This window comes from Paenibacillus sp. CF095 (assembly GCF_900101225.1).
Taxonomy (GTDB): Bacteria; Bacillota; Bacilli; order Paenibacillales; family Paenibacillaceae; genus Paenibacillus.
In genome coordinates, this window is record NZ_FMZN01000001.1 from 2,155,552 (window position 1) to 2,178,881 (window position 23,330).

Here is a 23,330-nt window from a genome sequence, read left to right on the forward strand (position 1 = left end):
TCAACGTTCTGATGATTACATCAAAGGATTAAGACCTTCCCACTTCACAGTCCAGCTACCATCCCGTGGAAATCCCGGATTTACTTGTTCTCCCGCTCCTGCCCAGCCGGCGGCCATCATGGCGACAGCGGTTAGGAGACCACCGTTCCCGGGAAGATATGCCCACAACCCTGCTCTCTGATAGTTGTGTCCATTAGGCAAATACGTGTTCTTCGTGGCATCCATCATCAGGAAATCCACTGCAAGCTCTGGTTCATTCAATCTGGCCGCTGTCATCGCGCACATCGGAAAATCCCACCCCCAGGCGGATTCCCAGTCCCAGCATTCTTTGACCTTGAGCAACGTATTTCTCATGATCTCCGGATCGATTAATGAACCTGGCAATAGTCCAAGTGCTCCAACCATCGAGGGATGATCATGGTTTTTAACGGTGTAAGTGTCCGGACAATTCTCGTGTGCGAGATAAACTCCGTTCTCATGTCGAGGTTTAGCCATGTGCGAAGCCACTCTTCGCCAGTCTGGATTGGCTGGATGATTCAAACGCTCTGCCCAAAGGATGGCTATCTCCAAACCGAATTTCCAGTACTCCAGTTCATAGGGCGGATTCAAACTATCGTTCATGGCGTGATTCTCCTGCGCAGGAATAAGCGGCGGACCTAACACATACACTTGCCTTTTCCCATCCCAATGGGCATAGGACACCATAAAGTCAGCCGCTTCAAATACGATATCCTTATACCGTGTTAACATGGCAGGATCAGGCCGCGACAGATAACACATCTCAGCTAGTGCCATGGGATGTGGTTGCTGCCAGATCAATCCCGGAGCTACTGGCGACGGAGTCTGATGCCCGTTATAGCCCACCATTTTGGGCCATCGCGCACCGACATAACCTTGAGAGCGTGCCAGTTCGCGTGCTTCTGGCAGGATGGTCAGGTACCAGTCCATACTCTTGCACAACAGATCGGTCCGATTCCAGAGCGGAAAATGCGCTGCATGCCACCAATGCATCTCCAGATGCATTTTTCCGAACCAGCTGTTGTACATATATCCAGTCTCTTGTGGTGGCATGGACCCACCACTGTGCACCGCACTCAGAAACTGGGATAGGACCACTCTACGCTCCAGTTCAGCGGCACGCGGATCTGAACTGCCTTCAAAATCAATCACTCCGCCATCATTCCAGAACTGATTCCAGTGGACCGAGCTTGATCGCAATACTGTATCTGCTGGCAAGGTTTCCGGCTTATGTGCAGCAAAAGATACACTGCACGACCAGATGTCCGAGTCTGGTACGGCCTTGGGAGATAGTGTGAATTCATGAGTTCCCGTCTGTTCCAGTTGGCCTGCGTCCCAGATCCATTCCAATGTATACTCATCTTCATCCAGCACACGTTTTAATGATGCGGAAGTCGAAGTGGCCGATGTCAGCACAGTAGAATGTCTGTCATGTTGCTTCCAGTCGGGGAATACTGATTTTGACCAGCTCCGGTGTGTCATATCGGGCGCTGGAAATACAACAAACAGTTGCAGACGCTGCTTACGGATTAATTCGGATTGTACACAAATGGCGATACAATCGAGCCGTGGGTCACAGGCTGTCTCTACACGTACTTCTTCCCCCTGCACGGTAAATTCACTGTGCAGAATTCCGGTCCATAGATTCAATTCCTGACGTACTGGGACGACATGGGTGACGTCCGTCTCCTGACCATCTTCTCCTAGCAAACGAAATGAAATGCGTCCAAGCTGAAGTCGATGCGGGTTCTGCCTAAGCCAGTGATAGGCTTCTTCCTTGTCTTCGGGCTTCATGGGGTATGGCACTTTGCGGCCATACGTCTCAAATGCCTGATAGACAATATCCTCATCTCCGAATACATGATGACCGCCCGTATAATGCCAACCCCAGTTGGATTGTGTACCAAGAGGTATTTCATACAGATCTGGATACGTTTGAAGTCCCGTAAAATCAGCACTGAATGCAAATTCTCCATTACCTACAGATAAAGGCGATCTGGGCTCAAGCTGTGTTAATACCGGATGATTCCTGGTGACGACCGATTGTCGATCCATCAATGGCTCTGCCTCCTTGTCATTCTATGGGTTCAAGTATGGATCAAGATTCCTGTAGCACACCCCTGCGGCTTCGCATTATCTCCCTGTACTTGCCCGGTGTAATGTCTTTGTATTTTCGATACACACGAATAAAACTGTTCTCATGCTGATAACCCACCATCGTTGCGATCTCGGAAATTCTATAATCCGTATCCAGCAATAGTTCACAGGCACGTTCCATGCGAAGCTTAGTGAAATATCCGTGGATGGTATCGCCCATTTCCTGCTTGAACAACTGACTTGCCAAACTGCTTCCGATCCCGGCATGCTCGGCAATCTCCTGAATGCTTACCGAGTCTTCCAGATGGTTGTTCATAAATGCAATCATCTGTTGGCACAGTATGAAATCCTTGCTAAGCATAAGGCTACCGAACCAATCAGCCAAACCTTCGATCTGGCTTCGCAGCACTTCACAGACAGCCTCCAGATGCATGGTCTGCATATCCACCATTTCGAGTCCGCAACCTTCTGTCTCGCGCTTCAGGCGAGTTCGTTCAAGTGTAGCTGCAACAGCTTCAAGAAAGGCCAGCGCTGATGAAGGGTGCCATTGCTCGTGCGTCATTCGACCAACTATCTTGTCAAAAGTCCTCAGGGCTTCTTCACCCCTGCCTGCTTCGACGGTCTCCGTCAGTTGAGTCATGAATTCAAGTTCTTCCAATGTATTCTCGGTCGGTTGCAGACCCGAGATCTCTTCAAACGAAATAACTCGTTCATACCCCAAGTAGAATCTGTAATCCAGCGCACTCTCCGCCTCATGCATGGCTCGCTGAAGTCGCATGAATCCGTCGTGCCCCCCGCTTATGCCGCTCGACACCTGAAACTTGAGCAAGCGAGGAATCATGCCAATCGTCTCTCGTATTGCTGTCGCTACGCTCTTGCTACCGCCAGAATGAATCGGTTGAAGCATCACGAGCATCCGGTCTCTGCCCAGATCAGCTGATAACACCCGCCATTGTCCAGACAACAGTTCAGCTATGATATTACCAATGGCAAATTTCAGCAGGGAGTGATCTGACTTCGTAAAACGCTCACACCAGGCCTTATAATTATCAATCGACAACATGGCAATATAGAGTGGCTCATCGCTCCAATCCTTGAAATAACGGCACCATTTCTCGCTAATTTCCCGACTTCCTGTCATATGTCCGTTATAGATATCCGTCAGAAATTTGGATGAAGCTTCCGGAAGGGTCTGCCTGAGATTGATGGCCTGCTGAGCATGATCCGTTAACAGTTGCCCCGTTATTTTCTCCAGATCAATCTGCTCCGGATGGATTCTCTCCTGGTCGTACCCGCTGAGCAATTGTCTCATGCGTCTTACCGGTCTAAAAGCAGCTGCATTGTAGACTGTGATCGTAACCGCTCCTGCTACAAGAGCTAACAAAGATACGATAAAAACAATATTGCGGATCTTCTGTGCATTAGCGAGGAGACTGTCTTGTGATATCACGGACAGATAACGCCATCCGGTGTACGGTGAAATAGTCTGTGAAGCCAGTAAAAGCTTACCTTCATGTTTAAACTCACCAAGTTTTTCACCATCCAGTTGGGTGATTACATGACTGACCGCTTCCTCTCCGACGGCATAATTGCCGAGATCATATAAAGGCTGGTTGTTGGTGTCGAGGATGAACCGATGGCTGTCAAGGTCGGAGACTGATGAGAGCAGCATGTGCTCGAACATCTTCTCTGTCTTGAAATTAACTGCGATAATCCCTTTCAACTCGCCAGCGATCATTATTTTTCGGTAAAGTGTAATTTGCGGCATGGACACACCAGACGATGTGGAAATCTCACGTTGCTTGACCAGCATGGGACGATCTTCAAGTTCATCGGCAACGCTAACCCAATCCGAATCCGGGAAATTAACTTTGCTGGAGCTGTAGCCTTGTGGGAACGCAACAATGCTCTCCCGATTCATATCAAAAATGTAAGCGCTCTTAATAAAGGACGTACTACTGATTAAGGTTTCCAGAAATTGTACCAGTTCCGTAATATTGCGGTATGATCCCTGTACTTCATTGGTGAGAAATCGGTATACATTACTGTTCAGTGCAATTTTCACCGCAATCTGATCACTTTCCCGGATCACTTCATCAATATCATTCATGCTGATACGCAGCATCTGGTGTTGCGGCTCACTTAATTCCTGCTGTAACACCGATTTGGAAGAATAATACGTCGTCATCCCCACCCCAATAATAATCATGAAGACAACAACAGTCAGAATCAGCAGCAGCCGGGTCTGGGTATTGGTGACATTGAATTTTAGCCACTTTAAGAAGGAAAGGGTCACAATTATCCCACCTCATATGCAATATACCGATATTATACCGTTCCCATATGCCCAATACGACCCGGTCCAATAGCCTATTTTCTCCCTCTAAAAAGATGATTTCTCCAATTTCTCCGGTGTTCCGACCCTTTCCGTAGCGAAAACCGGCGTGTTTGTCTGCCATTCTTGCATGGCAATAGTTTCAAGCCCAGCAAGAAGTACAATGCCGATCCCATGGGTATCATTCAGATTCCAACCCAGTTCATGCTTATAATAGTGATTCGTGAAGGAGTAGCTGGAGCCACGACATACGCCGTATACATTGCCTCTTTTATCAATTGTGCGCTCTGAAAGCCCCTTCCACCCTCGCTCCACCGCTTGTGCATAGGGTTTCGGATCTAACAGCCAGCCCATTCGAACACCCCGGGCATACGCATAGATGAACATGGAGGTACAGGATGTTTCCTCATATGATTCGGGGTCCGTTAATACCTGATGCCACAATCCGTTTCTGCCCTGCAATGGCAAGTACCCTTCACACAATTCCCTGTAGAACTGAATGAGAACTGTATAGGATGGATGCTCATGAGGAAGGGCCGTCAGCAGCTCCGATATGGAGAACAGCACCCAGCCGTTGCCTCGGCCCCAAGGGGTCCGTGTTGGCTCACCTCGCTCCACATCGAATACATGTGACATAATTTGCAGCTCTGGAATGTACAGATACTTTTTATACAAAAGAACCTGTCTTGCCGCTTCATCCAGCAGCTTATCGTCACCCGACCATTCGGCGTATCTACACAGGAACGGGATGCTCATATACAGATCATCACACCACATCGTGTTATCCATTGATCTGGAGACACCAATCTTGCGGTATAAAGTGCCATCTTCCAGACGGGACTGTTGATGCAAAATATAGTCAGCGATATGAGCTGCCGTCTCTGAAACGCCGTCCAACTTGCGTTCCCGATCGGCAAGCAGCATGGTGGCGCCGAAAGATCCACAGTCGTCCAGGCTGTCGATATGGGAGAGCTGATTATTCAGCCCAGCTGCACCATAACGTTCTCTGTCCCATAAGGAGTAGCTGAAACGTGAAGAGGCAAATTCAATGTGATTCAGCACGTAATCTCGAATATCCGATCGTTGACCCACTTTGCCAAGCTGAAGCAATCCGTATAACGTGACGCCCAGGGGATAGTTCCATCGGCCGAACCATTCATTTTCCAGAAATGGACGTACCTCTCCGTATGGCAGCTCTGTTCGCCAGTATACGTCTTCACCTGTTCCGCTACGAGTAGTCCGCTTCATCTTCTGGCAGGAAGCCAGATCAATCTCCTGTTCCGCTTGAAAAGGACCCAGGTACAGCCACTTGCCTCTATGCCCTTTCACATCCAGTGCGGGTGTCAACATCTCATCTGTAGTTGCATCCATACGGAATCCCCAATCCCGGTCTCCACATACACAGTTCGCTGTCAGATCTTGCACAGCAGCAGATAATGGCAGTTCGAAACGGAAAAGTCCGGCTTGCTCTTGATGGAATACTACCTTACCCTCCACCCAGAATTCAATCGGGCTGTAGGCCTCACCGGAGATCAGCACAGTCTCCTTGCCACAATTGGTACCATTTATCTTCGTCCATGCATACGCAGACATGCCGCTGGTCAGTCCATACATCCGTGCCAACTGCCCATAAGGCGATGCCTTCTCGGGGTCTTCCTCCTGAGGCAACCAGTTAACGCCAGTGGCCTTCTCTCGCATGGGGCCAGAAGGAATTTCCTGCAACGGAAAATCCAACGGCTCGCTGTAGAGCCAGCCTTCTTCCCCATCTCGTTCGAGCGAAGGTACAATGAAGTGAAGTGGTTTGTTCTTCCGGGAGCCAGTGCCAAACTGGCCACCTCCCCCATTTTCGCCTGATTTGAATTCAAGAACGAAGTGATTCCAGCCTCTGACCAGCCCACATTTCAGTTTCAGAACAGGTATCGCTGGATATTCCTCTTCAGGTGCAGAACCATAGATCAGCACGCCATTATGAAACAACCTAACAGGTCCGAAGCAGGTGATATGAAAAACAAATTCCTGATCACTGTCACTCCACAGTTTGGCCCATGCATAGACCTGTTGTCCTTTGCTCATGTGGGGAAATAAATCGCCCAGCGGGAAGACGTAGCGGTGATCATCGGACTTGCGCACAAGTCCTGGCCTACTCACTCTGTAGACCGGGGGATGCGGAGGATTGGCGCCAATATACCTTCCCGCAATGCTCATCAGGGCGTGCATATCGTCTTCACCACTGTGATAAGCCATACTCTCCTCCGGTTCAAAATACACAGGTCTGCTCATGTCACTTCTCCCTCCCTTTGTGTGTGGGCACTCTGCTGTTCCAACCACCCAGCACTTCATCTATGGAAATAGGCCGATGCTCTTCCACAGATCGCCACACTGCTTCTCCAGCGGCAACGGAATAAGCGCCGTCTTCAGCGCCAGACAGAATTCGGTAAGGGCGTTTCTTATCTTCGCCGAGGAAAATATCCTCCAGCAGCAGTGGATCTCCTCCTCCATGTCCGCCTTCACGATGAACAACATGGATCGTTTCTTTTGAACCAAAGAGCGGAAAGTAATCGATCGTCTGGACGGGTGTGGGAAAAGGCGTCCGGGCCGGCATATGATACTCCAATGTTTCTAGCCTGCCCTTCGTACCATTTATCGCCAAACGGTACCCTTCGTAAGGAAGTGAGAAATTGACCGAATAACTCATCAGCGCGCCGCCGCTATATTTCACGGTTGCGGCATACGTGTCTTCAATCTCAATCGTGGAATCGAAGATACACTGGTCGGGACGGTATGAAGTGTACGGAAACTCCTGCTGGCTTGTTGTACCGAGCTGGTTCAGATGGTCATCCGGTACCCGGATCTGACGACTGCGGGACGTCCAGCGGGAATAATAGGCACAATCTTCTGAGACATGACATGTTCGGCAATGTCTTCCGTCCTCCTGTGCCGGATTCCATTCACCTTCAGCCCCGTAATAGTTCAGTGCTCCATAGGCAAAAACTTCAACTGGCTTTTGATTGATCCACCACTGGACCAGATCAAAGTGGTGGGTACTTTTATGGACCGACAGACCGCCCGAGAATGCCCGTTCACGGTTCCACCGTTTAAAATAACTGGAGCCGTGATGGGTATCGATATACCAGTTAAGGTCGATGGAAGTGACGCGACCGAGTTTCCCCTCCTGAATTAATTCCTTGATACGCATGTGGATCGGCATATACCGATAATTGAACGTTACGGTAACGTTGCCCTTACTCCTTGCTTCTGCTTCCAGAATGCGTCTGGCATCAGCGCCTGTAGTCGTCATCGGCTTTTCGGTGATAACATCGAGATCCCGCTCCAACGCGGCGACAATATAGTGGGCATGAGTATCGTCCCTGCCAGCCACGATGATACAGTCAGGCCGAGTCTCATCGACCATGACCCCAAAATCCGAAGCGCCATATACCGCTACTTCTGTGTGCTCAGGAAAACGGTCGCGATAGACTTCAAACCGTGCAGGATCGCTATCCAGCAGGGCGACAACCTCTGAATTATGAGAGAATAGCTCATGAATTGGTTTTGCAAATTGTCCCAATGCTCTGCCGCTGACCCCGCATAGGGCATATCTCTTTTTCATTTTCTCACCTTCTCATACCATTCCTGTACACGCTGGGTGACCACTTCGCCCCCGGAAGCATTCCATTTCTTCACATATTCATCATAAGCCTCGATCGGCAGCTCGCCGATGACAATCTTGGTCAATACCTCTTGAAACAACTTGTGAGACTGGATATCAGGAAAACCTTCATACACAGAGGCTGGCAGACCGTCACCGGCAATTTGCCGCGCATCAGCAGTGCTGACTTCGAACATGTCTTTGACCATTTGCTGCTGATCTTCCGGATATGTCTCTTCAATCCGCTTGTTCATGTCTTCTGCTGTGGTCAGATTCTTCATACCCAAGGCAAGCGGTTTGTTGTCAGCAGGTGGAAGAATGACTTTGCGTCCATCCTTGACTTCATGCTGCTCACCTTCAAGACCAAAGCGACCGAACTCATCATTTTCAGGATTGTAGAAGAAATCCAGCAGTTTCAGCGCATTTGGCGCATTATCCTGTTTGGTGGCTGGGATCATCCATTCCGGTTCACCCATGCTTTTCTGGGTGACAAAAGCTTCAAACCCTTCGGCTTTGGGCAACGGCATTGCTGCAATGTAGGCATCTGGAGCCTGGGTCAGCATCGCATTGTACCGATCTCGCACATTTGCAGGCAAATGGTACCAGCTGCCTACGAGGTTATTATTGATTTTGGCCTGCCACACTTCCCCTTTGTTCAGGAAGGTTTCATTGTCCAGCAGTTTTTCCACATATAACATGCGAATGAACTTGATTGCTTCCCGCATATTGTCGGTAGTCCCTGCGTACTGGATTTTTCCATCGTATTCATCCCATTCGGGATACCCTTCCCACATCGCTACCCCGTACATCGCAAACAGATGGTCCATCCATCTGCCGAATTCCCTCCCGCTTGTTGGCAGTTCATCCGGTTTGCCGTTGCCATTCGGGTCCTTGTCACGGAAAGCTGTGAGCAGCTCGACATATTCATCAGTGGTCTTTGGCATCTCCATGCCCACCTTATCCACCCAATCCTGACGAATTAATGGTGCACGTTCAGGCACAAGGAATACCTTGGGCACATAATAGATTTTGCCGTCAGGGGAAGCAGAGCGTACGATATCCCAAGCTTCCTGAGGAATACTTTCCCACACATGCGGTGCATATTCAGGTAGCAGTTCATCCAGTGGTAACGCGCCTCCCTGCTGAATCAGTGTCTGCTCAATGCCTCCAATCGGACGCAGGATATCTGGCAGTTCATCCGAGGCAATCATCAGGTTTAAGTATTCGGATGGCTCCGAACCGGGAGGCGTTGTAATGAGTTCATACTGGACTCCCGTCTTTTCAGCAATGTATTTCACATGTGGATTATCCGCAGTTGGCAAGCTGCCAACGCCCATATGGCTTTTGAATACTTTGACTTTTACAGCTCCACCACTGCCTTCGCCGTTACCAACGTCATTTCCGGAACTTGTAGTAGCAGAGCCACAACCAGCGACCAACAGCATGGCTAGACTGAGCATTAGCGGCATCATCTTGCGACTCAGTTGTTTTCTCATGGAATCATCCCCCTGAACATGGTTTATTCTTTCAGTGATCCGAGCAATGAACCTTTCACAAAATACTTCTGTAGATAAGGATACACCAAAATAATGGGAACGCTTGCAAAAAGTATCGTCGCTGCCTTTAACGTGGTTGTATTGAAGTTGTAATCCCCAAGAAACATATTTACCTGGGCCAGTTCCTCCGGGCTGGTTAAATACGCTCGTAGCTTCATCTGCAAAGGCCAGAGCCCTGGATCACGTAGAAACAGTACCGCCCGCTGGAACGTGTTCCAGTATCCCACCGCATAGAACAGACTGACCGTAGCCAGAACCGGCTTGGATAGCGGCAAATAAATCTGAAACAGGATCCGGAAGTCATGGCAACCGTCGATTCGGGCCGTGTCATCAAGTTCTTTGGGCAAGCTCATGAAAAAGGTACGCAGAATGACCATATTAAATGTGCCAATTACACCAGGAATAATCAGGGACCAGATGGAATTCATCATGCCCAGCTCCCTTACCGTCAGAAAGAATGGAATCATCGGGGCATTGAAAATCATCGTAATTACGATGCCCAGCATCACTTGTTTGCGAATCATGAATTCTCTGCGCGATAACGGAAAAGCGGTCAACACTGAAAACAACATACTAAGCGCAGTACCCACTACCGTAATGAATACGGTTACACCGAACGATTGCCATAAGCCTGAGCTTTGTAGAATGTGTTTCCATGACGCGAAAGTAAAGCCGACGGGCCACAGAAATACTTCTTTGGAGTCTGCCGCAACCGGCGAACTCAGGGAAACGGCAAGCAGATGTAGCAATGGAAGGAGCATCGTAAAGGCCGCAAGCGTCAGGAAAATGTAGTTGGCGGTTTGGAACAGCTTTTCTCCAATCGTCTGCTTGATCATTACCACAACCCCTCTCCTGATTTTCTCGCTAGCCGATTGAAGACCCAGAGCAGAATAAAGCCAATCACCGACTGAAATAGACCAATCGCTGTTGTTACGCTATATTGCCCTTGCAGGACACCAGAGCGGTATACGTACGTTTCAATGATATCCCCTACCGAGTAGGTCATCGGTGTCAGCAGGTTATAGATCTGATCAAAGCCAAGTTCCAGGAAATTGCCGATATTCAGCAGGAACAGGGTTAAGATCGTCGGGAACAACGCAGGCAATGTAATGTAGATCGTTTGCTTCCAGCGGTTCGCTCCGTCCATCACTGCCGCTTCATATTGCGTGGGATCAATGCCACTTACCGCAGCGAGATATATAATCGTTCCCCACCCTACCTCTTTCCAGATGGAGGACAGGACAACAATAGGTCGGAAATATTGCTCCTGCTGCATATACAGGATCGGCTCGAACCCGAACCATCCACGGACAGCGTTTACAAAACCACCCGAGGCTAGCACCTCAAACACGATCCCCCCGACAACAACCCAGGAGAGAAAATGAGGCAGATAAAACAGACTCTGCAAAAAGCGTTTGGCAAGCATTTTTCTCACTTCGTTAAACAATAGCGCTAGCAGGATGGGAGCAGGAAATCCGATCACCAGTTTGTATAAGGCAATCAGAGCTGTATTCCGAAGCACGTGATAGAAATCCTGATACGTAAAAATAAATTTGAAGTTATCCAGGCCAACCCATGGACTACTCCATATGCCTTTCATAATCTGAAAGTTCTGAAATGCAATCACGCTTCCGCCCAGTGGAATGTACTTGAAAATAATATAGAACAAAATGCCGGGCAGGATCATGACATACAACATCCAGTGTTTTCGAATGTTACGCAGATAACTTGGTTTGACGGGTTTGTTGACTGTAACCCCGGGTTGTAACGTTGATGTTTCCGACAGCTCAGCCATATGATCGCGGGCCCCCTTTGACAGAATGATGGTGAATGACGAGCAGGCTCCTCTATTCACATGTTAAGGGAGAGCGGGGTCAGCAACAATCGTTCAATCAGCCATAGCATGAGCCAATCGCTTGCGTGACGCGGGTTTGCAGGATCGGTTCATTCACTGGCGGAATGGTTGGTACTACATTGGCAACAAAAAAAGCCGCCATAGGCGACCTCCTAATGATTCCAATGAAGTTACTCTCCCAGAAAGATTACTTCGGTTTCCAATTCAACTTGGAACGTATCATAAACTTTCTGCTGAATAAATTGGATCAGATCCATATAATCCTGGGCAGTGGCGTGATCCACATTTACGATAAAACCTGCGTGCTTCATGGAGATTTCAGCCCCTCCAATGCGAGTGCCCTGCAAGTTGCAATCCTGAATCAGTTTACCGGCAAAATGTCCTTCGGGTCGTTTAAATACACTTCCACAAGAGGGGAACTCAAGCGGCTGCTTGGATTCTCTCAGGAACGTTAATTCCTTCATTTTACCTGCAATATCATCCTTGTTTCCTTTTTGGAGCCCGAATTCGGCCTCCAGTATGATATAGTGATCCATCTTGAAGAGACTATTTCGATAACCAAACTTCATCTCTTCTCGTGGGATCTCCAACACTGTGCCGTCTTTGGTGATCACAGTTGCACGTTCAACTACATCAGCGATCTGACCGCCATAAGCACCAGCATTCATGTATAGTGCGCCCCCCGTGCTGCCGGGAATGCCACAAGCAAACTCCAAACCGGTCAAGCTGTGCTCCAAAGCAAGTCTGGATACATCAATGATATCAACGCCGCTTTGCGCAATCATGCTGTCCTCATTCACTTTAATTTGATCGAAGTGGCTAAGAGAAATCGTTACTCCCCGGATGCCCCCGTCTTTAATAATGACGTTTGAGCCTTTTCCAATGACCGTCAGAGGTAACTGATGTAAGTTGGCAATTTCCACGATTTTAGTGATTTCGTCTATCGTTGTTGGATGGATGAGAATATCTGCGTTGCCACCTATTTTAATAAACGTGTGATTTTTTAGTGGTTCATTGAATTTCACTTTTTCCAAAGGTATCTGATGCTCAAAAATATTCATGATTTTCTCTCCCTGAATTCATAAAGAAATGATTGCACCATCGCGAAAATGAGATGCTCCTTCTTTATTATATGCTAAATAGGAGATTTTGTTTGAAATTATGTTGTTTTCATTATAATTAATCGCATTCTCTTTAGATTTTGTACTTTTCCGTGAGTTCCTGAAGACGTGATGCCATGCGGGCCAGATAATAAGACGATGAGCTGAGCTCCTGCATGAAAGCAAGCTGTTACTCTGTTGCCGCAACTACATGATTATGAGAGTTCTATGTCTGTTTGAGTCAGCTTGACCGATAGATCCCATAAACGAAGAGCTTGCTCAGGGTCGATAGCATACTTCTTGACCCCATAGAAACCTCCATCCTCTGGAGCCAATTCACTGATGTCACAATCCTCACAGTAGACACCGCCTTTTCCCTCAAGCTGAGGTGAAGTTGCTGCCCAGACTTGCGTCGCTGCCCCCTGCTCAGGTGTTTTGAAAGCAGGATTGGCCACTTGTCCAGATTCATCAATCCAGCCCAGAGCAATCATTTCCTCTTTTGGCATATGACGCTGTAGTGGTGTCATAATTCCGCCTGGATGAACTGAGAAAGCCCGTACTCCGTGCTCTGCACCTCGACGATCCAGCTCAACGCTGAATAAAATCGTTGCTGTTTTGGACTGTCCATAGGCAGGGAATTTCTCATAGCCATGTTCAAATTGGATGTCATCCCAACGAATCGGTGAGAAATGATGTCCCGCTGATGCCAAGGAAACAACACGTGCTCCCCCCTGACTTGCCAGTGCTGGCCATAACAGATTAGTCAGGGCAAAGTGGCCCAGATGATTGGTTGCAAATTGTGCTTCCCAGCCAGGACCAACCCGCGTCTCCGGGCAAGCCATGATGCCCGCATTAAGAATCAGCATGTCAATGTTCCGATCACTCGCCAGAAATCGCTCGGCAAAAGTACGAACGCTGGATAAATCAGCGAGGTCCAATGCATCTATTTCAACACCTTCCAGACCAGAAAGTGCTTCCTTCGCAACCGCTGGACGACGTGCAGTCACCACCACTACACGGGCCCCCGCATTAACAAGCGCACGTGTCGTCTCCAACCCGAGACCCGAATATCCACCCGTTACAATAGCAAGCTGTCCTGACAAGTCCAGATCTCTCAATACATCCTCCGCTGTACTGTTATGATTGAAGCCAGAGTCCATTTTATGTTGTAAAGTTCTAATATTATTTTCCTGTGTCATTCTATTCATCTCCTTGGCAATATTTCTTCTTATTCAAAGTCTACACCCTAGAGCGTACTCTAAGTCAAATGGAAGTGAATACATCACCTCGCAACTTCTCCGTGCAATCTGCAAAAGTAAAAAAAGCCGCCAGTTGGCGACTTTCGTTGAAAAGATTATGGTCATCTAAGTTACGAATCACCCTGAACGGTGGATAACGAAACAAGGACCGGGCTGGCGAAATCAGAAGCCTCTTCTCCTTTTGGATTATGAAGACGGAATAGAAATGCATCCCCTTCTTCTGATTTCCAGACCATATAATCGCTAATGCCTTTTTCACCAGAGGCCTGAAGATAGAGCTCGGCATAACCAAGCGGGTGTTCTACCAGTTCTCCACTATAATCGGATACCTTACCGGCTTTTTCTAATTCTTCTTTACCCGCTGTCTCCAGTTCTGCCAGATTATACTTCGAAGGCAGTGGTTCAATATCCACATAATAGTCAGCGTTACTAGTCAGTGACAGACGGCCTTGAGCAGCATCAAATGTGAATTTCTCAAATACGTACAAGGAAAATCCTTTTCCTTGTTGCAAGGTCGCTTCTAGTGATTGATTGCCATCTGCGGTCAACATTTCAAAACTTTCGGACTGTGGGCGCTCTGTTTCATTCGCTTCTTCTGTTCCATCTGTTTCAGATGGTTGTTCATTTCCTGTTGAAGGTGCTGGAGCAGATTCACCTACTGGCATTGATGGTTGAGGGCTAGGCAAAGGTCCATTACTACCAGAGCAAGCTGCAAGTGTTAGAACTATAACGATTAACGAGATACTCATCATAATAGAACGTGGTTGAAACATCAGGTTCATTCCTCCCTGTCTATATTCTGCGCTTACATGTTATTACCCATGGCAGAGACTCGGAACCCATAGGTCCAACCTATGAGTTTATCCATAATCAGTATTTCCCTTGATCCCTTCCAGTTTGTAAAATATGGAGAAAACCTCAAGGAGTGATGAGCACATGGAATTCTCAGTAAAGCAGCTGTTTGATAAGGTAGCCCAAGATTATGATGTGCAGCGAAAGCAACTTATCCCTTGTTTTGATGATTTTTATGGAATGGCCCTGGATCTAATGGAAAGCCCGCTCGATTCTCCACGTATTCTTGATCTGGGTGCAGGAACGGGACTGCTCTCCGGATTGGTCCTGCAAAAGTATCCCAACGCGCGATTAACCCTGATCGATATTAGTGATCAAATGCTTGAAGCAGCACGTCGAAGATTTGCTGATGCAAACCAAGTACAGTATGTGATCGGGGATTACTCCAAGTACGATTTCACCAGTTCCTACGATATGATTATTTCCTCCCTGTCTATTCACCATCTGACCCACGCTGACAAGAAAAAGGTGTTTGAAACTGTACATAAGCTGTTAGAACCAGGTGGATGCTTCATCAACGCAGATCAGGTTCAGGGAAGAACCCTCGATACGGACACCTATTACCGCCAGCGCTGGTTAGAATCGATTCATCAAAGTGGTTTGTCTAAGGAAGCCATCTCGGCTTCGATCAAAAGACGCAAGGTGGATATCAATGCCACACTGGAGGATCAATTGATGTGGTTGGAGGAAGCGGGGTTTCGTGTGGCAGATTGCATGTACAAATACTTGGACTTTGCAGTGTTTTATGCGCAAAAATAAAAAAAGACCGGATTATGAGCAAGTTATGCCTTGATCCGGTCTTCATACATATTTTTCATTCTGAATCACTTATTTCAGCGATGCTGGCAGCTTAACGCCGAGAAGTTTGCCTTCGGCTTGGATGATGATCATTCCATTTGTCTTCAATGTCTTATTATGCAGATCTCCCCCGGTAGCGACTCGAAAAGCTGGCTGACCCGTCATCATGTTGAGGGCAAGCAGGGTGCCGTTACGTTGCGCTCGATACATTCCTTTACCGTAAACATCAATCTGAGAAACCGGGGCATCACCATGCCACTGAACCTCCTGACCATTAGCCAGCTTAATGCCTTTTAGTTCACCTGTCTCGAGGTTTTTGTACACCACCCGTTCCTGTACAATGCCAAGTAACTCCGTTTTGTCCCCGTAAGGTTGGTGAAACGTTCGAATTGGCGTAGTTTTCGACTTGGTTGTATTCAACGAGTACTCCGCTATGTTGTCCCCCTGCGCAATGTACAGTTTGTCTTTATTGACAAGTATACCTCCTCTACCATTCATATACGGTGGGTCACCCGGCATGGTCCACCTATACTCCTGACTTCCTTTCAACACACCGGTCTTCAGGTTGTACGCATTAACTTTCCATTTGCGTTCAGGTGAAGACTCATCATCTTCCAACATTGGAGAATAAAAATCCACCGAATACACAAGTCCGTCTTTGATCTGAATAGCTTCCCCCTGACCAAAATGACCCCATAACTTCTTGCCCGTTTTCTTGTCATACGCATTAAGCTGAGTGGATGTAAGTGCCCCTTGGACAAAAAAGGTTCTCAGTACAATACCATTAGACTCTTCAAGATATTCAGTACCGTGACCTTCGCCTAATGGCTCATCTGCCTTCCAGCGCAGTTTGCCTGACTGGATATCCAGTGCAAACGTTGTACTTCCTTTAATAACATAGAGGGTATCCGCGCTTGGAATCAGAGCTTCTGTACGTTGAACCGTATCAATCCAGGTGGATGCCCCTGACCGCCATTTTGCTTTGCCTGTCTTCGCATTCAAGGCATATGGCTTGTGATCACTGGTCAGTCCGTAGAGGACGCCGCCTTGATAGGTAATATAAGGTGTCAATTCTTTGCCGTAAGTCCACAACCGTTTACCTGTTGTCGCATCAAGTGCAACCAACTTCGATCCAGCAAACGTGAATACTTTGCCTTCTTCTGCAATGGCATTAGCTCCGATGTACGTCTCGTTCATATTCAAATAGTTATCTACTTTTGCTGTCCAAGAAGGTTTCAGTTCTGGTACAGTGATTTGCTGATACGAATACCAGTTACGAATAGATACATCCGATGCTTCAGCATGTGCCTGAGATGGCAATACGCCGATGACTCCGTGAACCATTAATATTCCGGCAGTAAGGCCTGCAACGATGGGCCTGCCTGCTCTTATTTTCCATTGTTTCGTTGTTTGACGTTTATGTCTATTGATCATAGATAGTAATTCCTCCTGTTAAAAATGAGCCTGATATATAACTACATAAATATAACGAGCAGTGAGGTCGAATTGTTACCAGATTGTTAAATTATTCTAATAAGTAAATCAAAAAAAGCCGCCATAAGGCGACTTTCTGAATACGACATTATTTATGTGACAAGTTGAGAATGTGACTTTGTAACGCAGTCCCTGCTTTACTTTAATTCAATCTGGAATACATCACCGGCATCCCCACCAAAAACGATAAAACCACTTTTCGGAAGATTCGTCGATTCCTGATTGGTTGCTACAGAGAAGTCAACCATTTCCCCTTTATCATTATACACTGCGTAACCTCCGGTCTTCGGAGAATCCACCGTGATGGATTTGTTACTCGATCGGTCGTCGATCGCATACCACCGGGCTTGACCGTTTGCCGGAATAGTTGTAATTCCTTTTTTCCCACCAAAGATTGGAGTAATCGCATCCTCGGCAATGTATTCTTGCCCATCCTGGATCAAAATCTCGGCGCCATTCTTCGTGTAAAATTGCAGATCAAACGCGTCTCTTCCGTTCATCACAGGAATTTGGGCGATATTCTCTGCGTTGTTTGCATCCATGATTTGCGTGCCATTAGCATAGCCATTTTTGGTATCAACAGACAGGTTCTTAATCAGCATCGATGGAAGCAGATAAAAGATCGACGTTATTTTTTCATCCAGTGCATAATACTTCGAGCCGTCACGAGCTGTCCATTTCTCTTTCGTTGCTGCGTCAAGCGCATTATGATCCAGTTTTTGATAATCATACGTGTTCATTACCGTTTGACCTATGCCGGGTAACGTAATCATACCCTGAATTTTAACATATACCTTGTCATTACGTTCCTTCACAAAACTAGCTTTCACACTGCCATCCGCAGTTGTAAAATGTTCGTCGCCTGTGTACACATAGTTCTGCTCAGGAATAATTCCTCCCAGCAAAGCAGGCAGTTGCATCTCACCATCCTTAATCGCTATATCCAATGTCTCTCCTACCGTACCATAGAGACCGGAGTACGAATTTAATTCTGTTGGCATCTTCACTTTGACAGGTGGTGAGAATTTCTGATCAGGCTGAACATCGTCGATGATGCCTTGATCCTCGAGAACGTCCAGCAGCACTTTGCTGGCAAACATCTGATTGTAGACGGAAGATCCGCCAGATGATAGAACCGCCATTGAAATATCATGTTCGGGTATAGTGATTAACACGGCGTGGTACAACATGGTATCCCCGCCTTTGGCAAGCGCGGTAATCCCATAATCGCTGAAAGGTGCAAGGTCAACCGAATCCCACCCCAAGCCATAATTGATCGTATTTTGCTCATCAGATACCCATATGCCATTACGATATTCATGAGATTGCATAGCCTTCACAGCAGATTCGGACAGAATATCCGGTCTGTTCCCCATTAAAACCTCTCCGAATTGACTCAATTCTTCTGCGGTAGAGTACACTCCGCCTGTGCCGATAATGTTTGCATTTTCGGTAGGCATCTTCATCTCAAGTGTAGGCCAATAGGTTTCGGATAATTGCGCTCTGTCAAAGGAATCTAGTGGTGTCTTCGTTGATTCCAACTTCAACGGCTCACTGATGTACTTGGCGATATATTCGCTGTAGCTTAATCCACTCACCCGTTCAACCAGGATTTCAAGCAATTGAAAACCGTCATTGGCGTAGACGGAGTATTCGCCAGGTTTGGATTTCAGTTTTTCGGACTGAAGTTCAAGCAATAACTCATCATGATTGCGGGTGTCATTATCGTCAAACAACATGCTGTTTCCATAATGTGTACCGTAAAGACCGGATGAATGATTCATCAACATGCGCGGTGTGATTTGAGTATAGCGCGCATCTGCCATTTTAAAGTCCTTGATATACGAAGTAAGCGGCTCATCCAGATCTACTTTACCGGAATCGACAAGCTTCATGGCGGCTGCCGTAACAACCATTTTGCTAACCGAGCCTATGCCATACATGCTATCCTTGTCTACTGACTTCTGTGATGCCTTATCGTGCAGTCCTACACTATCTGATAAAATGTATTCTCCTTCATCCATGATCGCATATTGCACACTGGTGACACCGTACGTTTGCACCATCTCCTTGGCGATCTGCTCCGCCCGTGCCTCAATCGTTGTACTGTTATTCGCCTCTGCGCTGACATCTGCCAGCGGTGTAATTACAAGCACCGCTGTACATAAAAGACTAATTAATTTTTTCATCCCATGTCCTCCCTCAAATGTTCTTATGAATGAATTCATCATATCCGGGAAGAGACTGTTCGAACGTAAACGGACCCTGAATGGAAAAAAACAACCCCTGAACGGCAGGTTCAGGGATTGTCGGTGTGGAACGGAAGCACGACCATGTTGTTAAACTTCCGATGTTGATGCTCAATACTCATATGTCCACCATATTTCTCGCACATTCTCGATATATTGGTTAGACCGATTCCATGGTACTCCGGATTAGGCTTTTCACTTTTCAAGTCAACTATCGGCTGCTCCACATGATTCATAATCTGGATGACAAGTGCAGATGATGTGGAGTGAATGGCAATGAGGATATATCGATCCTCGGCCTGTCTAACCTTCTTGGAGGCTTCAATTGCGTTATCAAGCATGTTACCCAGCACCACACACAGATCATATCGATCGATCTGGATATGTTGCGAGTGGAGCTGGATTTTGGTGTCAATTTTGATCCCGTTTGCCTGCCCCATAGCCAAGGTATTTGTAACGAGTGCATCAATGACCAGATTGCCGGAGTTCACCCGCTGATACGCACCTTCAATGGTATTTAATGTAGACTTGATATGGTCACCTGCCGCCGCCAGTTCGTTACGTTGGATACATTCATCAATATACAGAAACTGCTGATTGATATCATGGATGATGGATTTAATGTTTTTGAAACTGTGAACGGTCTTCTCATAGTTAGCATCCTGGTAGTCCATCTGACGCTGTAACTGGGTGTTTTCATGCGCAAGCTGTACCTTTTCCACCATATTATCGAATACATATACAATGAACACGTTGAGAAATAGAGAGCCTAGTACAGAAAAGACGTAGAATATGTTTTTTTCACTATATATGGAGGCCACATTGATCTGATAGATTGTAATAATGGGTACGATAAGAAACAGCAAATAATAACGATAATGCACGGCAAAACTTCTGCGTTTAGCCACTAAACGCACAATTTGAATAACAATGAACATAATACTGCAACCAACCAGCATCACCTTGGAGAGAATCCAGTGGTTTTCTCCGTTGAACTGTTCCCATGAAATGAATTCTGTGGATTCCAAAACTCCGAGAATATATACAGCTATCGTATTTGCCATTGTAATCAGAACCGCATACAGGATGGTAAAAACAAGCTTGATTTTGAACTCCACTTCATAGGATTGTGCCAGACTGAAGATTAATAACAGAGCAACAGCAGTAGAAACGATGTCAGAGAAGGAAGAAACCAAATAAAAATAATCCAATAAGATAAAAACGATGAAATAGATCGCTCTGCGCGGCTTTCGCCTGGACTTGCCCAACACAGAATCAAAATAAAAATTCGCCTGAAATGCCATAAGTAAGGTCACAAAGATGATGGAAAAGATCATATAGCTATCCATATCACTGAATCCTCATGATCATATATTTGGTGTAGGCATCCTTGATTTCTTTGACCTTGGATCGACCTATGGGCAGTTCCGTTCCATTCAACATAACGACTTGGGTACCGGAAAACTTCTGAACATGCATCAGGTTGATAATAATCGAGCGATGAATCTGTAAGAAACCATGGTCTTTCAAACCAGTAGCATAGCTGGATAAAATGCCTTTGGTCTCATGTACATTTTCCTGTGTCACAAAATTCAACTTGTTCTTGATTGTTAAACTTTTGACGACCTCAATCCAGAGAATATCATCATATTTCAGCAGCAGTTCATCATAGTCTGATTTGATTAGTACATACTTTTTGTCCAATGCCTGAAAATATTGACACAGCTTAATCATCTTTTCCTCGAAAACTTGCGGCTGGATTGGCTTGATCAGATATTGAAAGGTGATGACATCAAAGCTCTCCACCATATATTCCGGGTAACTCGTCAGAAACATAATCTGTACATCCAGAAACTTCATGTTTCTGATCTCTTTAGCGGTCTGAATCCCGTTCATTCCGCCCATCTCCACATCCAAGATGAGGATATTGAATGTATCCCCAACCTCTCTGTAGTGTGAGAGCAGTTGTTCACCAGATGTGAATAGGCTAATTTGAAAATCAAAATTGGTTTTTAGAGATAAGGAGACCAGCATGGATTTCACACGTTCTCGTTGCTGCTCCTCATCATCACAGATTGCAATATTGAACATGGGGAACATCCGCCTTTCATCGACATCGACTCTGAATTTCACTCTCGAATATACTATTTTAGCATAGGTTTCGGAGTCGAATTGGGATGAAATGCAATATTCCGACCCTAAAACGCAGATCAACAAAAAAAGTCGCCACATTGGCGACTCTTGAGCTTGAAACCTTTCCAGCCATTCCTATGAAAAGTCCGGTCTGTTATTCTGTTTTTTTGGGCATAGCATGGCGGTAATATCGTATTACCTTGCGATACATCGTCTTGTCCTTTAATTGATTGAATATATATGGGTCAGGTTTGACATTCACTTCAATAATCCAGGGTTTCAGACTGTGGTCAAGGCCGATATCTACACCAATTTGCTTTAGATACGGGTACTTTTTTTTCATATGACGAGCTATGCGCAGGCTAAGCTCATTCATCTCATGAACCAGTTCATTCCTGCGTTTTGTTGATGCATGTGATTGTAACAGCTTGTGAATATCCATCGGTGTACCACCACTATGATAATTGGTTACGATTTTCTTTGGATGACCCAGTCGGCCGATGATTCCGGTAGCTTCCCAATGTTTGGTCGGGCTTAGCTGTATCATGACTCGGATGTCAAAACGTCTGTTATTGTGCTTAAGAAGATGGATTCCTCTCTGTATCAGATAACTTCTTTTATTCACCAAACGAGTCAGACTGTTATAAAACGATTCAAAGCTGTCAAACGTCAGGCGTTTTTGCTCTATCTGATAGACAAAATGTTGATGACTTTCCATCTCGGCCTTAATAACACCCATCCCGAAAGTACCTCTCTCGGGTTTGACATAGACCATTCCATATTTGCTGATCATGGATTTCAGATTCGTTTTATTATATTTCTGTGTGTCGGGTATAAACGGTTTAATTAATTCATTATTAATGATCAATTTTGTTTTTAACCACTTGCTTCTTAACGGCTGCAATTTATCAACTCCCATGTCGTAAACTCTCCCTTCAGCAACCGCATCGTAGCCCGCTGTTTGATCAAGATCCTGCATGCATTATATGTAATACCGATAAAGGAGCCCTCAACAAAAGCCCCTATTCGTAAAAATGTATATTTGCACATGCCCTGACCAAAACACTTTTGCACACATACCATATACTGAGTCATCACGATTTGTGCAAGGAGTGAGAAGATGTCCGTCCAGCCTGGAATCCGGTTGAATAATGCACCTAAGATTGATGTTCTTATACCAGCGATCGAGAAAGATTTGGCTACCCTTCCCCTCGTCATTGATAACATTCGCCGTTATGTAAAACATCCCATTGGAAGCATATATATTGTTTCTCCGGTCAGCACCAAAATCAGAAAACTTTGTTCCCTTAAAAACTGCATTTTTGTTAATGAGCGATCCGTCCTGCCTATAACCAAAAACGACATACACTACCAGTCCTCCCGATGGAATCGGTCAGGCTGGTTATATCAGCAGTTGCTCAAAATGAACGGAGATTCCATTGTGAAGGCAAAGTACTTTCTAGTCATGGATGCGGATACCGTACTGATTAAACCTCATTCATTTCTTGTAGAAGGCAAAACAGTCTTTTACTGCCGTGACTGGAGCCAGCCGGAATATTTTAATACCTACCGCAAGTTGTTAGGCATGAAAGCTCCGCGTCCCCGCTCTTTTGTCACCCATTATATGCTGTTCGACAAATCAAAACTCGCTGCCTTAAAACAGAAAATTGAAGCGGTTCATAAGCTGCCATGGTACAAAGCGGTCATCTCCAATATCAATAAGAAAAAGCAGTTTGGTTTCTCCGAGTATGAAACGTATGCCAATTTTATGTATACGAAAAACCCAGGCAGCATGGTCCTTAGAAGTTCCAAAAATAAAAGTCTGAATGTGAACGCTTCTTCGTTAAAAGAGCAACAAATCCGCAAGCTGGCTCTTAAATATCGTTCTCTTTCCTTTCATAAACGGAAAATTTATAGTAAAGCTCCCTGAGCTTA

17 protein-coding genes are annotated in these 23,330 nt (G+C 46.2%); 2 read left to right on the forward strand and 15 right to left on the reverse strand.

Going from position 1 to position 23,330, the window contains the following annotated elements:
* Positions 1–15: 15 nt before the first annotated feature.
* From BLS69_RS09350 to BLS69_RS09395, 10 genes are all read right to left on the reverse strand, one after another.
* On the reverse strand, positions 16–2,073 hold the full coding sequence (locus BLS69_RS09350) for a glycoside hydrolase family 65 (RefSeq protein WP_091030704.1): 2,058 nt from the start codon (positions 2,071–2,073) through the stop codon (positions 16–18).
* A gap of 43 nt (positions 2,074–2,116) precedes the next feature.
* Entirely contained in the window at positions 2,117–4,411 is a 2,295-nt protein-coding gene (locus BLS69_RS09355) for an AraC family transcriptional regulator (protein ID WP_091030707.1), read from the reverse strand.
* Positions 4,412–4,498: 87 nt separating this feature from the next.
* Complete coding sequence (locus tag BLS69_RS09360) at positions 4,499–6,730, reverse strand: glycoside hydrolase family 88/105 protein (protein ID WP_091030708.1); 2,232 nt, start codon at positions 6,728–6,730, stop codon at positions 4,499–4,501.
* Position 6,731: 1 nt separating this feature from the next.
* On the reverse strand, positions 6,732–8,060 hold the full coding sequence (locus BLS69_RS09365; RefSeq protein WP_091030711.1) for a Gfo/Idh/MocA family protein: 1,329 nt from the start codon (positions 8,058–8,060) through the stop codon (positions 6,732–6,734).
* Complete coding sequence (locus BLS69_RS09370) at positions 8,057–9,595, reverse strand: extracellular solute-binding protein (protein ID WP_091030714.1); 1,539 nt, start codon at positions 9,593–9,595, stop codon at positions 8,057–8,059. Before BLS69_RS09370 ends, BLS69_RS09365 begins: the two co-directional genes overlap by 4 nt.
* A gap of 23 nt (positions 9,596–9,618) precedes the next feature.
* Positions 9,619–10,488, reverse strand: coding sequence for a carbohydrate ABC transporter permease (locus tag BLS69_RS09375; RefSeq protein WP_083679484.1), 870 nt, complete (start codon positions 10,486–10,488; stop codon positions 9,619–9,621).
* A 2-nt stretch (positions 10,489–10,490) separates the two neighbouring features.
* Positions 10,491–11,450: an ABC transporter permease gene (locus BLS69_RS09380; protein WP_091016421.1), complete on the reverse strand. Its 960-nt coding sequence runs from the start codon at positions 11,448–11,450 to the stop codon at positions 10,491–10,493.
* 230 nt (positions 11,451–11,680) lie between these two features.
* On the reverse strand, positions 11,681–12,589 hold the full coding sequence (gene murB / locus BLS69_RS09385; protein WP_371129069.1) for a UDP-N-acetylmuramate dehydrogenase: 909 nt from the start codon (positions 12,587–12,589) through the stop codon (positions 11,681–11,683).
* Positions 12,590–12,825: 236 nt separating this feature from the next.
* Complete coding sequence (locus BLS69_RS09390) at positions 12,826–13,809, reverse strand: SDR family NAD(P)-dependent oxidoreductase (RefSeq protein WP_091030720.1); 984 nt, start codon at positions 13,807–13,809, stop codon at positions 12,826–12,828.
* 170 nt (positions 13,810–13,979) lie between these two features.
* Positions 13,980–14,642, reverse strand: a complete 663-nt coding sequence (locus BLS69_RS09395; RefSeq protein ID WP_091030722.1) for a hypothetical protein — start codon at positions 14,640–14,642, stop codon at positions 13,980–13,982.
* Positions 14,643–14,805: 163 nt separating this feature from the next.
* On the opposite strand from BLS69_RS09395, the gene BLS69_RS09400 reads away from it, so the two are divergent.
* The gene (locus tag BLS69_RS09400) at positions 14,806–15,480 is read left to right on the forward strand and encodes a class I SAM-dependent methyltransferase (RefSeq protein WP_091030724.1); all 675 of its coding nucleotides are present in this window, start codon (positions 14,806–14,808) and stop codon (positions 15,478–15,480) included.
* Between the two features lie 69 nt (positions 15,481–15,549).
* On the opposite strand, the gene BLS69_RS09405 is transcribed toward BLS69_RS09400, so the two are convergent.
* From BLS69_RS09405 to BLS69_RS09425, 5 genes are all read right to left on the reverse strand, one after another.
* Positions 15,550–16,953 carry a PQQ-binding-like beta-propeller repeat protein gene (locus BLS69_RS09405; protein ID WP_091030727.1) on the reverse strand — a complete coding sequence of 468 codons (1,404 nt, stop codon included), beginning with the start codon at positions 16,951–16,953 and terminating at the stop codon, positions 15,550–15,552.
* A gap of 197 nt (positions 16,954–17,150) precedes the next feature.
* The gene (locus tag BLS69_RS09410) at positions 17,151–19,202 is read right to left on the reverse strand and encodes a serine hydrolase domain-containing protein (protein ID WP_091030730.1); all 2,052 of its coding nucleotides are present in this window, start codon (positions 19,200–19,202) and stop codon (positions 17,151–17,153) included.
* Positions 19,203–19,312: 110 nt separating this feature from the next.
* Positions 19,313–20,611, reverse strand: a complete 1,299-nt coding sequence (locus BLS69_RS09415; protein WP_091030734.1) for a GHKL domain-containing protein — start codon at positions 20,609–20,611, stop codon at positions 19,313–19,315.
* A gap of 1 nt (position 20,612) precedes the next feature.
* Positions 20,613–21,353: a LytR/AlgR family response regulator transcription factor gene (locus tag BLS69_RS09420; RefSeq protein ID WP_091030735.1), complete on the reverse strand. Its 741-nt coding sequence runs from the start codon at positions 21,351–21,353 to the stop codon at positions 20,613–20,615.
* A 196-nt stretch (positions 21,354–21,549) separates the two neighbouring features.
* A complete protein-coding gene (locus tag BLS69_RS09425) occupies positions 21,550–22,314 on the reverse strand; it encodes a YheC/YheD family protein (RefSeq protein ID WP_105598656.1) in 765 nt (254 codons plus the stop codon).
* A 201-nt stretch (positions 22,315–22,515) separates the two neighbouring features.
* Here BLS69_RS09425 and BLS69_RS09430 point away from each other — a divergent pair, with 201 nt between their 5' ends.
* Positions 22,516–23,325, forward strand: a complete 810-nt coding sequence (locus BLS69_RS09430) for a DUF6492 family protein (RefSeq protein WP_091030739.1) — start codon at positions 22,516–22,518, stop codon at positions 23,323–23,325.
* Positions 23,326–23,330 lie beyond the last annotated feature (5 nt).

Bases quoted from the DNA above. Each gene is read 5' to 3' on its own strand.
- BLS69_RS09425 (WP_105598656.1), bottom strand. From the start codon at position 22,314: ATGGGAGTTGATAAATTGCAGCCGTTAAGAAGCAAGTGGTTAAAAACA.
- BLS69_RS09380 (WP_091016421.1), bottom strand. From the start codon at position 11,450: ATGGCTGAGCTGTCGGAAACATCAACGTTACAACCCGGGGTTACAGTC.
- BLS69_RS09390 (WP_091030720.1), bottom strand. From the start codon at position 13,809: ATGACACAGGAAAATAATATTAGAACTTTACAACATAAAATGGACTCT.
- BLS69_RS09365 (WP_091030711.1), bottom strand. From the start codon at position 8,060: ATGAAAAAGAGATATGCCCTATGCGGGGTCAGCGGCAGAGCATTGGGA.
- BLS69_RS09405 (WP_091030727.1), bottom strand. From the start codon at position 16,953: ATGATCAATAGACATAAACGTCAAACAACGAAACAATGGAAAATAAGA.
- BLS69_RS09410 (WP_091030730.1), bottom strand. From the start codon at position 19,202: ATGAAAAAATTAATTAGTCTTTTATGTACAGCGGTGCTTGTAATTACA.
- BLS69_RS09395 (WP_091030722.1), bottom strand. From the start codon at position 14,642: ATGTTTCAACCACGTTCTATTATGATGAGTATCTCGTTAATCGTTATA.
- BLS69_RS09415 (WP_091030734.1), bottom strand. From the start codon at position 20,611: ATGGATAGCTATATGATCTTTTCCATCATCTTTGTGACCTTACTTATG.
- BLS69_RS09400 (WP_091030724.1), top strand. From the start codon at position 14,806: ATGGAATTCTCAGTAAAGCAGCTGTTTGATAAGGTAGCCCAAGATTAT.
- BLS69_RS09370 (WP_091030714.1), bottom strand. From the start codon at position 9,595: ATGAGAAAACAACTGAGTCGCAAGATGATGCCGCTAATGCTCAGTCTA.
- BLS69_RS09430 (WP_091030739.1), top strand. From the start codon at position 22,516: ATGTCCGTCCAGCCTGGAATCCGGTTGAATAATGCACCTAAGATTGAT.
- BLS69_RS09360 (WP_091030708.1), bottom strand. From the start codon at position 6,730: ATGAGCAGACCTGTGTATTTTGAACCGGAGGAGAGTATGGCTTATCAC.
- BLS69_RS09350 (WP_091030704.1), bottom strand. From the start codon at position 2,073: ATGGATCGACAATCGGTCGTCACCAGGAATCATCCGGTATTAACACAG.
- BLS69_RS09420 (WP_091030735.1), bottom strand. From the start codon at position 21,353: ATGTTCAATATTGCAATCTGTGATGATGAGGAGCAGCAACGAGAACGT.